11 protein-coding genes and 1 pseudogene are annotated in these 13,092 nt (G+C 74.7%); 3 read left to right on the plus strand and 9 right to left on the minus strand.

Annotated elements, in window-relative coordinates; all coding sequences use genetic code 11:
• Positions 1-6: 6 nt before the first annotated feature.
• The 4 genes from ACOBQB_RS04690 to ACOBQB_RS04705 form a co-directional block, all read right to left on the minus strand.
• On the minus strand, positions 7-1,095 hold the full coding sequence (locus tag ACOBQB_RS04690; RefSeq protein WP_423588994.1) for a PucR family transcriptional regulator: 1,089 nt from the start codon (positions 1,093-1,095) through the stop codon (positions 7-9).
• Positions 1,096-1,301: 206 nt separating this feature from the next.
• Entirely contained in the window at positions 1,302-2,684 is a 1,383-nt protein-coding gene (locus ACOBQB_RS04695) for an amino acid permease (protein ID WP_423588996.1), read from the minus strand.
• An 83-nt stretch (positions 2,685-2,767) separates the two neighbouring features.
• On the minus strand, positions 2,768-4,966 hold the full coding sequence (locus tag ACOBQB_RS04700) for a phage holin family protein (RefSeq protein WP_423588997.1): 2,199 nt from the start codon (positions 4,964-4,966) through the stop codon (positions 2,768-2,770).
• 74 nt (positions 4,967-5,040) lie between these two features.
• Entirely contained in the window at positions 5,041-5,436 is a 396-nt protein-coding gene (locus tag ACOBQB_RS04705) for a hypothetical protein (RefSeq protein WP_423590398.1), read from the minus strand.
• Between the two features lie 115 nt (positions 5,437-5,551).
• On the opposite strand from ACOBQB_RS04705, the gene ACOBQB_RS04710 reads away from it, so the two are divergent.
• On the plus strand, positions 5,552-6,328 hold the full coding sequence (locus tag ACOBQB_RS04710) for an MBL fold metallo-hydrolase (protein WP_423588998.1): 777 nt from the start codon (positions 5,552-5,554) through the stop codon (positions 6,326-6,328).
• On the plus strand, positions 6,325-6,945 hold the full coding sequence (locus tag ACOBQB_RS04715; protein WP_423588999.1) for a DedA family protein: 621 nt from the start codon (positions 6,325-6,327) through the stop codon (positions 6,943-6,945). Before ACOBQB_RS04710 ends, ACOBQB_RS04715 begins: the two co-directional genes overlap by 4 nt.
• 12 nt (positions 6,946-6,957) lie before the next feature.
• On the opposite strand, the gene ACOBQB_RS04720 is transcribed toward ACOBQB_RS04715, so the two are convergent.
• The 4 genes and pseudogenes from ACOBQB_RS04720 to ACOBQB_RS04735 all read right to left on the minus strand — a co-directional run bounded on the left by ACOBQB_RS04720 (position 6,958) and on the right by ACOBQB_RS04735 (position 10,886).
• Positions 6,958-8,019, minus strand: a complete 1,062-nt coding sequence (locus tag ACOBQB_RS04720; RefSeq protein WP_423589000.1) for an MBL fold metallo-hydrolase — start codon at positions 8,017-8,019, stop codon at positions 6,958-6,960.
• Positions 8,016-9,263 (minus strand): aminotransferase class I/II-fold pyridoxal phosphate-dependent enzyme, encoded by a 1,248-nt coding sequence (locus ACOBQB_RS04725; protein ID WP_423589002.1) that lies wholly within the window; start codon positions 9,261-9,263, stop codon positions 8,016-8,018. The genes ACOBQB_RS04720 and ACOBQB_RS04725 overlap by 4 nt, the downstream gene beginning before the upstream one ends.
• Positions 9,264-9,697: 434 nt before the next feature.
• Positions 9,698-10,044: pseudogene (locus ACOBQB_RS04730) on the minus strand (hypothetical protein); the annotation flags it as partial.
• Positions 10,045-10,178: 134 nt separating this feature from the next.
• Entirely contained in the window at positions 10,179-10,886 is a 708-nt protein-coding gene (locus tag ACOBQB_RS04735) for an ANTAR domain-containing response regulator (protein ID WP_423589004.1), read from the minus strand.
• Positions 10,887-10,959: 73 nt separating this feature from the next.
• On the opposite strand from ACOBQB_RS04735, the gene ACOBQB_RS04740 reads away from it, so the two are divergent.
• Entirely contained in the window at positions 10,960-12,102 is a 1,143-nt protein-coding gene (locus ACOBQB_RS04740; RefSeq protein ID WP_423589006.1) for a PAS domain-containing protein, read from the plus strand.
• Here the strand turns inward: ACOBQB_RS04740 and ACOBQB_RS04745 are convergent.
• Entirely contained in the window at positions 12,099-12,995 is an 897-nt protein-coding gene (locus ACOBQB_RS04745; protein ID WP_423589007.1) for an RNA polymerase sigma factor SigF, read from the minus strand. The two genes, ACOBQB_RS04740 and ACOBQB_RS04745, sit on opposite strands and share 4 nt — an antisense overlap.
• Positions 12,996-13,092 lie beyond the last annotated feature (97 nt).

Raw genomic sequence — 13,092 nt, forward strand, 5'->3', positions numbered from 1 at the left:
GGGGAGTCAGACGGCGGGCCCCCGGCCGCGCGGCGGCGCGGTCTCCGTCATCTCCCGCTCCAGCAGGGCCAGTTCGGCCCGCAGACGGTCGAAGGGGTGGGTCATGTCCAGGCCGGTGAGTTCCCTGATCCGGCGCAGCCGATAGGTGAACGTCTGCCGGTGGATGTACATGCTGCGGGCGGCGGAGGCGACACACAGATTGTGCGTCAGGTACGCGCGCAGCGTCTCCAGCAGATGTCCGTGCCGCCGGGTGTCGCACAGCGGTCCGAGACACTCGTCCGACCCGCCCCGGCTCCGGGTGGTGCCGATGCGCGACAGTGCCAGTGGCAAGTGCCGGGCATCAAGATGCCCGAGACCGTAGTAACGGGCCAACCGGGCGGCGGCCGTCGCCCGGCGCACCGCCGAGGGGATGTCGGCCCCGGTCGTCGGCGCCAGGCCGTACGGCCGCGCCTGCGCCGGTACGACGGGAGGAGCTGCGGTCAGGACCGTCAGCCGCGCTTCCCCGGTGGTGATGGTGGCGCCCTGGTTGGCGCGGCGGAAGCGCTCGACCAGCGCCGCGCCGTCCCCCGAGGCCAGGAGTGCGACGAGGCACCAGCGCGGCGCCTCGGTGGCCGGCGCGTGCCCGGGCCCGCCCTGCGGGCCCGGGCACGCGCCGGTGACGGAGACGACAGCCGCCTGCAGGGGTAAGGCCACGGCCGCGCTGACAGCGGAGTGGACGAGGTAGCGGCTCGTGTGGGGCAGCATGGACGCGAGCTGGTCGGTCAGACAGCGGCTGAGATATCCGGCGCAGTCGTGGTGCAGGACGAGGAAGTCCACGGAGGACAGGCCCTTTTCCGCGTACACGCGGTGTCGTCCGTGGAATCCGTCCTGGAGGCGGGGGAGGTTTTCGGGTGCCGCCGGGCCGGTCAGGGCGTCGAGCCACAGCGCCAGGTCGGCACCGACCATCTCGGCGTCGAGGCGCACCCGGCCCAACTGTGCGCGCTCGGCGCGCAGCACCCCTGTCAGGGACGCGATCCCTTCGCGCAGGACCTCGGCGGCGGCGGAGACCGGCACCTGTGAGGAGGCGGCCAAGGAGACGTTGGCGGGAAAGGTCATGAGTACTTCCGGACGTATGGGTGAACGAAACGGAGCGGAATGAAGGGCTGCTGCCGCATGCCGGGGGGGTCTGCCGACATGTGGAGCACCCCGCCTGATCGTGTGTGTACCGATCATGGCGGGGTGCTGTCTCGTCGGGCAATCGCCCAAGTGCGTAGTATTCGCTCGTATTTACGGACGAATGTCCCAATGCGAGTCCCGGTGCCTCAGCCGTTCGAGACCCTGGCGGTCCGCTGCTTGCGGGCCGCCATCACCGCGTACACGAGCACGCCGACGAAGAGGAACAGCACGCCCTGGTAGACCGCCGCGTACCCGGACCCGGCGACCAGCCACATGGAGAACCCGAAGGCGACGCCCGCGAGGACCGCGTCCCGCACCAGGCGTCCGCGGTGGACGCGCTCGCGCTGCCCGGAGACCAGGAAGTAGATCTGCGCGACGGTGGCGAGGAGGTAGGGCACGGTCGCCGTGAACGTGGTGATCAGGACCAGGGACTCGAAGACGCCGCCGGAGCCCGCCGCGTAGTTGTAGACGGTCAGCAGTGAGGCGAGGACGACGGTGACGAGGACGCCGACGGTCGGCACGCCCCGCTTTTTACGGCCGAAGGCGCTGGGGAAGAGCCCGTCCTGCGCGGCGGCGTACGGCGTCTGGGCGCTCAGCAGTGTCCAGCCGTTGAGGGCGCCGAGGATCGAGACCAGCGCGGCGATCGCGACGGCGGTACCGCCCCAGGAACCGCCGAACATGACGTTCACGGCGTCCGAGAAGGGCGCGGTGGAGCCCACCAGCTTGTCGTGGGCGACGGTCCCGAAGACGGCGAGCGTGCCGAGCAGATAGACGAGGGCGGCGCCGAGCGTGCCGAGGACGGTGGCGCGGCCGACGTTGCGGCGCGGATCGCGCACCTCGCCGGCGCTGACGGCGGCGGACTCCACGCCGAGGTAGGAGAAGAGCAGGATCGCGGCGGACGCCGAGACGGCCCCGATCGGGCTGTCGTCGCTCGCCTGGAAGGGCCCGAGGTTGGCGCTGTCGAAGAAGAAGAGCCCGCCGACCGCGACGAGCAGCAGCGGCAGGAACTTCAGTACGGTGGCGACGAGCTGGACCGCGCCGACGTACCGCGTGCCCGCGAAGTTCGCGAGGGCGGGCAGGAGTTGCAGGACGAGCGCGGCGAGGCAGGCGGTCCACTTGTGCTCGCCGACGGGGATGAGCACGTCCAGGTAGCCCACGGCGGCGACGGCGAGGGCCGCGTTGGACACCCAGGAGGTGATCCAGTACGACCAGGCGGCCAGAAAGCCCGCGAAGTCGCCGAAGGCCGCGCGTGCGTAGACGTAGGGGCCGCCGGTCCGCGGGTCGCGCTCGGCGAGGCGCCCGAAGACGAGCGCCAGGGCTATCGCCCCGAGGGTCAGGACACCGAACGCGACGAGGCTGATCGTGCCGTACGGCGCGACGGAGGCCGGGAGGAGGAAGATGCCGCCGCCGATGATGTTGCCCAGGACGAGGCAGCTGGCGATGGGGAGCCCGAAGCTGCGGGCGTGCTTGCTCTGCCCTTCCTGCGTGGGGGCCGGAGCCGACTGCGGAGCGGTTCCGGTGTCGTGCATGGGTCGTGCGCCTCTCGTCGTGCCATGGGGCCCGGGATCGCCGGGCGGAAGCCATGGTCGGGCACGGCGGACGCTGCTCAAAATCAGTGTGTTTTGTCCTGCGGGGCATGGTCGACGACCGCAAAAGCTGTGCCTGTGGGGGCGCCGGACGGCGAATCATCCACCGGAACGGAAGCATCCGCCGAGAGCGGAACCGAAGCCTCCGCCGGGAGCGGGGCGGCGGCGGTCACCGGGACCTGCGGCCCCAGCGCCTCGCCCAGCCAGCGCCGCAGGACGTGGTGGATCTGCTCGGCGCCGATGAGTTCCTCGCCGTCCGCCGCCGGGGCGGTAAGGACGAGCGGCGACAGGAGGAAGGGCCGGGACTGCGCGCCGCCGAGCCCGCCGTGCGAGCCGATCTGCTCCTCGAAGGCGAGGACTTCGCCGTCCTGCGGGTCGTACCAGGAGTTGACCATGATGTCGGCGGTGTGCGGAAAGCCGTCGGTGCGCCGCACGGCCTCCAGGGCGCCCGGCCCGAAGTCGGCCAGCGGCCCGACGTCGGCCGGGTCCTCGTCCAGGTACACCTCGGCCCCACGCGCGCCCAGCACCAGTGGGCCCCGCTCCGCGCTGCGTACGAGGAGGAAGCCGATGCCCGGGTGGTTGGCGAGGGTCGGCAGCAGCGCCGGGTGGCGGCGGTCGATCTCCTCGCGGGTCATGCGGTGCCGTACGTCCGGGAAGGACACGAGCCCGAGGTTGCCGGAGGCGAGCACGACCGGCTCCGCGCGCCGGGCCGGGCGGCGTTCGCCGGTGCCCTCCTCCACCGGGCGGCGCAGCGCGGCGCGCACCGCGGCGCGGGCCTCGGCGCCGCTGTGCGTGCGCTGCGCCCTGCGCGGCACGGGCAGTCCGCAGCCGGCCCGGACGAGGTCGCCGAGGGTCAGGCCGTAGCGGGCGCGGAAGGTCTCGCCGGGGCTCTGGCCGTGGTCGGAGAGGAGCACGATGCGGTAGGCGCGCGGCGCGTGCTCGGCGACCTGGGCGAGCAGGGCGAGCGAGCGGTCCAGGCGCCGCAGGACCTTCTCCACGTCGCGGCCGGTGGGCCCCGAGTGGTGCGCCACCTCGTCGTACGCGACGAGGTCGGCGTAGACGGCGCTGCGCCCGGCGAGCATGTCCCCGATGACGGCGGCGACCACCACGTCCCGCTCCACGACGGTCGCGAAGGCGCGGATGAACGGGTAGAGCCCGCCCCGGCCGACGCGCGGGCGGCGCCGCTCGACGCGGGCGCGGGTGGACTCGCCGATCTCGCGGAAGACCTCCGCCACGAAGGACAGGGCGGTGCGCACGGCGTTGGCGGGGTCGGAGAAGTAGGCGAAGTACCCGGCGCGCGACCGGTTCTCCTTGCCCCGCCTGGCGGCCATGGAGAGGACGAGGGCGAGCTGCTCGGCGCCGCCGCTGAAGAGGTTGCCGCGGCTGGCGCCGTCGACGGTGAGGAGACCGCCGTCGCCGGTGCGCCGCACGGCCCGGCGCTGGAGTTCGACGGCGGAGGCGGGGCGGTTGCTGACCATGACCTCGCCGGTGTCCTTCTCGTACCACCGGAAGGCGGGCACGTCGAAGTTGGAGCCGTGCAGGATGCCGAGCTGGCTGGCGCCGGTCTGGCTGGACCAGTCGGTGCGCCACGGGGTGAGGCGGTGCGTGGGGACGCTGCCCGGGGGGCTCTGGCCCAGCCAGCGGGCGACGGTGGGCATCAGGCCCTTGGCGACGGCGGCGGCGAGGATGTCGTGGCCGACGCCGTCGAGCTGGATGAAGACCGTGCCGGGGGCGATCGGGCCCGGCTGCCCGGGGGTGCCGCGCCGCCGGCGGCGGTCGGCGAGGCGGTACAGGCGGCGCCGGTAGACGTCGTCGTCCCGGACGGCGAGGGCGCCGCCGGCGGCCGAGGCGACGGCCGACATCACCGCGGCGACGACCACGGCGGTCTCCGCACCGGCTTCGCCGCGCCCCTCGGGGATGAGGCTCAGGGCGAGCAGCAGCAGCGACCCGTTGAGGAAGAAGGCGAGCAGGCCGAGCACCAGGGCGGGCACGAGCAGCAGGGCGCGCACCAGCAGGGGCCACACCAGCGCGGAGAGCAGACCGAAGGCGCCCGCGCCGAGGGCGGCGGTGACGGCGATCCGGGTGGCGCTGTCACCGTCGTCGGACTGGAGTTTGAAGTCCGGCAGGATCCCGGCGAGTACGAGCATCGTCAGCGTGCTGACGGCCCATACGGCGACCACCCGCCACAGAGCGCTGCCGGCCCTGCGCCATCGCCCTCGCCCCACGCCGTACCCCTTCACCGACCACCCGGAACCGGACAACAGCGTGTCACAGGCCCCCGGTTCCCGGCCCGCGCCCCTCAGCGGCCGTCGTAGCCCGCGGTCGGCATGGAGAGGCGGCGGTGCACCCGCGCCTTCATCCGTGAGTCGTACGCGGGCTCCGCGAGCCCGGCGGTCTCCACCCGCACCCCGCGCCGCGCGCACTCGGCGGTGAATTCCTCCGGGCACCGCAGCGCCCGCTCAAGGACCCGGCGGCTCGGCACGACGAAGAGGTCCACGAGGCCGGCCTCCACGTCGCCCCACAGCACCGCGTGGTCGGCGCGCAGCCCCCGCGCGAGGAGTTCGCGCGTGACGACGTACCCCTGGTCGGCCGCCCACCGCGCGCACATCGCGTGCTGGCTGCGCGAGTCGACCAGGAAAGGGTCGGCGTCGAGCTCCTCCAGGGGTGTCAGACTGGCGATCGACGCCACCCGCACCACGGCGGTTTCCCTGCCCACGATCTCTCCCACGGCGTCCCCCTCACCTCGGTCCCGGCCGCCGACCCTACTCCTGGCCGTACGCTCGGAGACAGTCGCCATAAGGAGGAACCGGGTGCCGGTCGAGGTCACATGGTGGGGTCACGCCACTTGCACGGTCGAGGACTCGGGCGTCCGCGTGCTGACGGACCCGCTCTTCGCCCGCCGCCTCGCGCATCTGCGGCGCCGCAGGGGCGCGTTGCCGCCGCCCGGCGCCGCGGTCGCCGACGTCGTGCTCGTCTCGCATCTGCACGCCGACCACCTGCACGTCCCCTCGCTCGCCCGGCTCGCCCCCGGCACCCGCGCGCTGGTCCCCCGCGGCACGGCGCGCTCGGTGCCGGGCCTGGCCCGCAGACTGTCCCACCTGCGCTTCACCGAGGTCGCGCCCGGTGACGAGATACCGGTCGGCGACCTCGTCGTCCGCGCGGTGCCCGCGCTGCACGACGGGCGGCGGCTCCCGGTGGGCCCGCGGCACTCCCCCGCCCTCGGCTATGTGCTGAGCGGCGAGGCGCGTACGTACTTCGCGGGGGACACCGGGCTGTTCGACTCGATGGCGGCGGAGGTCGGGGACGTGGACGTGGCGCTGCTGCCGGTCGGCGGCTGGGGCCCCTTCCTCGGCCACGGACACCTCGACCCGGCCCGCGCCGCCGAAGCACTCGCCCGGATCGCGCCGCGCAGCGCGATCCCGGTGCACTACGGCACGTACTGGCCGATCGGCATGGACGCGGTGCGCCCCCACGAGTTCCACGCGCCCGGCCAGGAGTTCGTGCGCCATGCGGCGCGCCTCGCCCCCGCGGTCGCCGTGCACCGGCTTCTGCACGGCGAGAGCGTGCTGCCGAAGGTGGCCCGGTGAACCTCGCCGCGGCGGTCCAGGTGGCGCCGGACAGCACGCAGCAGGCGGTCGCCTACCCGTCGCTGTTCCTGCTGGTGGTGATCGGCGCGCTGGTACCGGTGGTGCCGACGGGCGCGCTGGTCAGTTCGGCGGCGGTGGTGGCCGTGCACCAGGCGACGCCGTCGTTCTCGCTGCTCGTGGTCTTCGGCGTCGCGGCGTTCGCGGCGTTCCTCGGCGACATCACCCTGTACTGGCTCGGCCGGCGCGGCATGCGCTCGAAGAACGGTTCGCGCTGGCTGGAGGCGATACGCGACCGGGCGCCCGAGGAGCGGCTCGCGCGGGCGCAGGCCAAGCTGGAGGACCACGGGGTCATGGTCCTCGTGCTGTCGCGGCTGGTCCCCGCCGGGCGGATCCCGGTGATGCTGGCGTGCCTGATGGCGAAGATGCCGTTGCGGCGGTTCGCGCGCGGTGACATGCCGGCGTGCCTGGCGTGGGCGGTGACGTACCAGCTGATCGGCATCCTCGGCGGCTCGCTGTTCAAGGAGCCGTGGGAGGGCGTCGCGCTGGCGGTCGCGCTGACGGTGCTGATCAGTGTGGCGCCGACGGTGTGGCGCAAGGTGCGGGGCGCCCCGGCCTAGCCTTTCGGGCTTTCAGCCCAGCACGCGCGACGCCCCCACCGGCAGGTCCCACAGGTCCTCGCGGGGCCGCCCCGTCTGCTCCCAGGCGGCCCGTACCCGGGTGAGCGGTTCGAGGACCGGCTCGGCGGAGAGCAGGAACGTGCCCCAGTGCATGGGGGCCATCCGCCGCGCGCCCAGGTCGCCCGCCGCCCGGACCGCCTCCTCGGGGTCGCAGTGGACGTCGCTGAGCCACCAGCGCGGGTCGTACGCCCCGATCGGCAGCAGCGCGAGGTCGATGCCGGGGTAGCGCTCCCCGATCCGTTCGAACCAGTGGCCGTAGCCGGTGTCGCCCGCGAAGTAGACGCGTTGCCCTTGGGCATCGGTCATGACCCAGCCGCCCCACAGCGTGCGGCAGGTGTCGAGCAGGCTCCGCTTGGACCAGTGGTGGGCGGGCACGAAGTCGAAACGCACGCCGCCCACTTCGGCGCCCTCCCACCAGTCGAGCTCGGTGACGCGGCTGAAGCGGCGGCGGGTGAACCAGCGGCCGAGCCCGGCGGGGACGAGGACGGGCGTGTCCCTCGGGAGCCTGCGCAGGGTGGGGGCGTCGAGGTGGTCGTAGTGGTTGTGGCTGATGACGACGGCGTCGACGCGGGGCAGCGCGCTCCAGGCGACGCCCACGGGAGTGACGCGGGCCGGTGTGCCGAGGATCTTGCGGGACCAGACGGGGTCCGTGAGGACGGTGAGGCCACCGATGCGTACGACCCAGCTGGCGTGCCCCGCCCAGGTGACGGCGACGGTGCGGTGGTCGACGCGGGGCAGCGGGCCCGGTTCGTACGGCAGCCGCCGGATGTCGGCGAGGCCCTCGGGGCGTGGCCGCAGGGCGCCCTCGCGGGCGAACCGGGCGAAGGCGCGCAGGCCGGGCAGCGGTGCGGTCAGCCGGTCGGCGAACGACGTCGGCCACGGGCGCGGGCGCGCGGCGCCGGGCGGGCGGGGCGGCTGCGGGGCCGGCCGCGGCGTCGGCTGCCGCTGGCCGGTCCGTCGCGCCGCGGGGGCGCACGCGTGCGTCTTCGTCTGCTTCTCCGCCTGCTGGGTCACCGAGGAGGCTCCATTCGCTGTGATTCCGCGCGGAGATCGTCGAAGGCCGATCCGAATATGTTCAACGCTCGTTCGACGTGCGGCAATTCCAGGGGCTCGGGCGCGTCGAGGGACGCCAGGCGCTCTTCGGGGGTCGCACCGAGGAGCGGGCCCGTGGGGAGGCGTACGCGCAGGGCGTTCATGTCGTCGCCGAAGCGGTGGCCGCCGGGCGTGGGCGTGCCGAGCCGTGCGCCGAGGAAGTCCTCCAGGTCCTGCGCGTCGCCGACGCCGCGCGCGGCGAGCGCGGACCGCAGGGGGCCGAGGTCGGCGTAGAGGTGGCGGCCCGCCTGTGGAGGCCGGGCCAGAGCGCCCGCGGCGAGCACGGCGTGCTGCGCGGCGTCGGCCACGCACGCGTGCAGGCGCACGGTGGCGGTCAGCCGCTCGGTGATCTCGTCCGGTTCGCCGAGTGCGTACGTCGCCGCGGCGGCGGCCGGGGCGGCGAGGCTCGCGCCGAGCGCGGTGAGGACGTCGAGGGTGCGGGCGCGCAGGGCGGCGCCCAGCGGGGTGTCGGGGAAGCGGGCGACGGCGGCGGGCAGCGCGGGCGGCAGGAAGGGACCGGCGAGGTCGCAGACGACGCTGACGCGTTCGTGGTCCATCTCGGCGGGGCCGACCAGGACGGTGTCGTGGGGGCGGTGCAGGGTGTCGCGCCAGGTCTCGTCGCTGACGACGTGCAGCCCCTCGTCGGCGGCGGCTTCGACGGCCTCGTGCAGCACCTCCGGCGGCGGCACGGTGGCGGTCGGGTCGTCGGCGACGCTGAGCACGAGCAGCCGGGGCCTGCCCCCTTCGGCGCGTACGCGGCGGACGGTCTCCAGGAGCGCGTACGAGTCCGGGACGCCGCCGCACTCGGCGGGCGTCGGCACGTGGTAGACGCCGTGGCCGAGCAGTCGCGCCTGCGGTGCCCACCAGGCGGGGCGGGGGCGCGGCAGCAGGACGTCGCCGCCGAGGGCCGCGGTGAGGGCGAGCAGCAGGGGCGGGGCGCCGGGCGCGGCGACGACGTGGTCGCGCTCCACGGCAAGGCCTCGGCGGCGCCAGTAGCCGCTCGCGGCGTCCAGGAGGGCGGGGCTGCCGCCGAGGGGTTCGCCGTGCGGGCGGCCCGTGGCCGACGCGGCGGCGGAGGCCAGCTCGGGCAGGACGGGGAGGCCCTGCTCCGGCGGGGGCGGGCCGTACCGGACGGGGCCGCGGCCCTCGGGGTCCGTCCGCCTCATGCGTACCTCCGTGCACTCGCGTGACTGTCTCCTGCCCCGTCGGACGGGGGTGTACCCGGATGCCACCCATCACAGCGCGCTCCCCTGCCTCGCGCCCGCTCTGGCCTCCGGCCGGGTGAGCGGGACGGCGGGCCCGGGCAGGGCCGACGCGGGCGCGCGGTCGCGCCGCCTCTGGCCTCCGGCCGGGTGAGCGGGACGGCGGGCCCGGGCAAGGCCGACGCGGGCGCGCGGTCGCGCCGCCTCTGGCCTCCGGCCGGGTGAGCGGGACGGCGGGCCCGGGCAAGGCCGACGCGGGCGCGCGGTCGCGCCGCCTCTGGCCTCCGGCCGGGTGAGCGGGACGGCGGGCCCGGGCAGGGCCGACGCGGGCGCGCGAGGCACGGACACACAAGGCACGGGCACGCGAGGCGCGCGATCAGCTGCGGGGCCCGTCAGGGGCGCGGGAACTGCGCGGCGCAGCTGCTCGGCCAGGCCGTCGAGTCGCGCTGCACCGTGCACTGCGCCGTGCGGACGCGCTCGTCCTCGTCGTACTTCTGCGGGACGCAGTGCTTGGCCAGGTCGTCGCCGACGCTCTGCGGTCTGCGGTTTGCGGTTTGCGGTTTGCGGTTTGCGGTCCATCACCCCGCCGAGGCGCGGTCGGTGTCTCCCCGCCGCGCTCGGTGATCATCAGCCGGTTGATGGCGGAGCCGAGCGGCAGCGGGTCACGGCCGTCGGCACGCGCACCCGAGCGCAGACCGCCGCGACGGGCCTGCTTCTTCTGCCGAGCGGCATCCCCACGCGCGCGCCGTGCGCACCTCGGCGTTCTTGGCGACCTCGCCCCGCAGCCCCTCGCTGAGCCCGAGCACGAGCCGCGCCGGCGCGCGCGAGAGGGGCCGGAGCCGGTCGGTGGCGGCCGGCTTCGGCCCCTCGCCGCGGACCTCAGCGGGCCAGGGAGACCAGTTCGCGTTCCAGGCCGCGGCCCTTCGTGTCGACCAGTGCCGCCGCGACGTCCGCCAGTTTCCGGTTCGTCGTCTGGGAGATCCGCCGCAGCACCGAGAACGCGGCGTCCGCCTCGCACCCCAGGACGTGCATGACGATCCCGCACGCCTGGTCCACGACGGGCCGCGTCCGCAGGGCCGTGCCCATCTGGTCCAGCTCGGACAGGGCGGCGCGGTAGTGCCGGTCGCGCACGAAGCTCGCCGTGGCGAGGTCGCCGAGGGCCTGGGCGGGGCCGTGCCGCGCGTCGTCGAGCGCGCCGGGGCGGAAGCCGAACAGGGTCAGGGTGACCGTGAGCCCCGCGCGCTGGAAGGGCAGCGTGACGCTGGAGCGTACGCCCGAGTCGAGGGCCAGCGCGCGGTACTCGGGCCATCGCTCGTCCCGCAGCAGGTCCCCGGAGTCCACCGGCGTGCCCCTCTCCTCGGCGGCGGGTATGGGGCCGTCGCCCGTGCGCAGCTGCACCGAGACGAGCCCGGCCAGGTCGGGGTGGGTGACGGCGGTGGGGTGTTCGTCGCCGCCGTCGGTGACGGTGGTGCTCGCGCCGCAGCACCCGGGGGTGCAGCGCATGGCTTGTTCGGAGAGTTCGGAGAGCCTGCGTCCGGGCAGTGCGGTCTCTGGGCGGAGCAGCTCCGGGTCCGGCAAGGGCGCCATGGGGTGTTCCTCCTCTCTTCCCGGCTTCCCCCCTGGCCCTCCGGAAAACAGCCGCAGCGGCTAGGTTCGACCCATGTCCCAGACGGAGGAGTTCGGTGAGGACCTCGCGGATTTCGTGCGCCGTGTCGCGGAGTTGAAATCGGCGCGGTCCCTTCCGCCGGACGACCTCGGCACGGTGCTGGACGCGGCGATCTTCGAACTGGACCATGTGGCCGAGCAGTTGTGGCCCACGTACGAGCGGCTGAGCGCCGACGGGCCGCCGGGCGGCGGCGTGCCGGACCGGGACGAGCAGCGGCTGCTACGGGCGATGTTCCAGCGCATGCCGCTGCCGGTGGCGCTGCTCGACCGGGAGACCGTGGTGCGGCGGATGAACTTCGCGGGGACGGCGCTGACCGGGGTCCGCGCGGGCTTCGCGGCGGGCCGGCCGCTGACCGGGTTCCTGGTCCACGCGGACCGGGCGGCGTTCCGCTCGCAGACCGCCGCCGTCGCCCGCGGGGAGGGCGACCGCAGCCTCGTCGTCCACCTCCAGCAGAGCCCGCGGACGCCGGTCCGCGCGACGCTGACGGCGCTGCGGCCCGGCGCCGAGCCGCGCACGGCGGTCCTCGTCGTGTTCCAGCCGTCGGTGAGCCGCGCGCAGCCTCCGCCGAGGGTGCCGCGGCCCGCGCCCGACCTCGGCGAGGCGACCCGGCACGCGGCTCAGCTCGACCTGGCGGACGCGATGACGACGGCGCTGCTCACGGCGCCCGCCGGGGACCGCGCGGCCGTGCTGGAGCGGGCGGCGGCGGTGCTGCACGGGCGGTTCGCGGACTGGGTGATCGCCGACGAGGGCGCGGCGCGGCCGCGGCGAAGAACCGTGCTCGGGCCGCCGGGCGCGCCGGTCGCCGACGTTCTCGCGCAGGACCCCGCCGCGTGCCCCCTCGTCGTCGAGGCGGCACGCGGCGGGGCCGCGTCGCTCCAGGTGCGTCCGGAGGATCCGGACGCCTTCGGCCGGGACGCCAGTGGCGCGCACGTCCTGGTCCGTACCGAGGTCACGTCGTTGTTGTGCGTGCCGCTGACCGCCCGCGCGGACGCTCCCGTCGAGGGGGTGCTCACGCTGTTCCGGTGCGGTGCGCGCCTTGCCTTCTCGATGGCCGAGGCGCGGGCGGTCGACGTGCTGTCCCGGCACATGGCGCTGGCCATGCGGCGCGGGGGCGGCGGCGAGCGGGCCGGGCGTTAGGCGGCGTCCCGCATCACCTGGTCGCGCAGCCGGTCGCAGCAGCGGCTGATCAGCCGCGAGACGTGCATCTGGGAGATGCCCATCTCGTCGGCGATGCGGCTCTGCGTCATGTCGCCGAAGAAACGCATGTAGAGGATGGTCCGTTCGCGCTCGGGCAGTTGCGCGAGGCGCGGCTTGACGGCCTCGCGGTCGACGATGACGTCGAGCGCGGGGTCGGGGCCACCGAGGGCGTCGCTGAGCGAGTAGCCGTCCTCGCTGCCCGGGAGTTCCGCGTCCAGGGAGAGCGCGGTGAAGCTGTCGAGCGCTTCCAGGCCGGCTTTGGCCTCTTCCTCGCTCATCTGCGCGTGCTCGGCGATCTCGGCGGTGGTGGGGGCGCGCCCGGAGACCGTCTGGGAGAGGTCCTGGCGGGCGAACCGCACCCGGTTGCGCAGGTCCTGGACGCGGCGCGGCACGTGCAGGGTCCACATGTGGTCGCGGAAGTGCCGCTTGATCTCGCCGGTGACGGTCGGTACGGCGTAGCTCTCGAAGGCGGTGCCGCGCCGCGGGTCGTAGCGGTCGACGGCCTTGACGAGGCCGAGGGCGGCGACCTGGCGCAGGTCGTCGAGGGACTCGCCGCGGTTGCGGAAGCGGCCCGCGAGGCGGTGTGCCATGGGCAGCCAGGCCTGGACGACCTCTTGGCGCAGGGCGTCCCGTTCGGGGCCCTCCGCCAGCTCGACCAGGCGCTCGAAGGCGGCGGCGGTGTCCGGTGCGTCATCGTGTGCATGACGCTTGCTCCGGGTGGGTACCGGGGTGCTCTGAGCGGGTACGGCGGCGCTCTGAGCGGCTACAGCGGTGCTCTGGGTGGGTGCCGGGGTGCTCCCGGCGGGTGCCGCGGTGTTCGGGTGGGATCGCATGGTGCGTCGCAACTCCCTATGGGGGGTGCCTGGGGATGGACAGTCACCGTGGGAGTGCGCGCGGACGGTTCGAGCCACGACGAGGCACACCCGGGGC

It is taken from the genome of Streptomyces sp. G5(2025) (assembly GCF_049542075.1).
Taxonomy (GTDB): Bacteria; Actinomycetota; Actinomycetes; order Streptomycetales; family Streptomycetaceae; genus Streptomyces.

Bases quoted from the DNA above. Each gene is read 5' to 3' on its own strand.
- ACOBQB_RS04745 (WP_423589007.1), bottom strand. From the start codon at position 12,995: ATGCGATCCCACCCGAACACCGCGGCACCCGCCGGGAGCACCCCGGCA.
- ACOBQB_RS04735 (WP_423589004.1), bottom strand. From the start codon at position 10,886: ATGGCGCCCTTGCCGGACCCGGAGCTGCTCCGCCCAGAGACCGCACTG.
- ACOBQB_RS04725 (WP_423589002.1), bottom strand. From the start codon at position 9,263: ATGAGGCGGACGGACCCCGAGGGCCGCGGCCCCGTCCGGTACGGCCCG.
- ACOBQB_RS04695 (WP_423588996.1), bottom strand. From the start codon at position 2,684: ATGCACGACACCGGAACCGCTCCGCAGTCGGCTCCGGCCCCCACGCAG.
- ACOBQB_RS04740 (WP_423589006.1), top strand. From the start codon at position 10,960: ATGTCCCAGACGGAGGAGTTCGGTGAGGACCTCGCGGATTTCGTGCGC.
- ACOBQB_RS04690 (WP_423588994.1), bottom strand. From the start codon at position 1,095: ATGACCTTTCCCGCCAACGTCTCCTTGGCCGCCTCCTCACAGGTGCCG.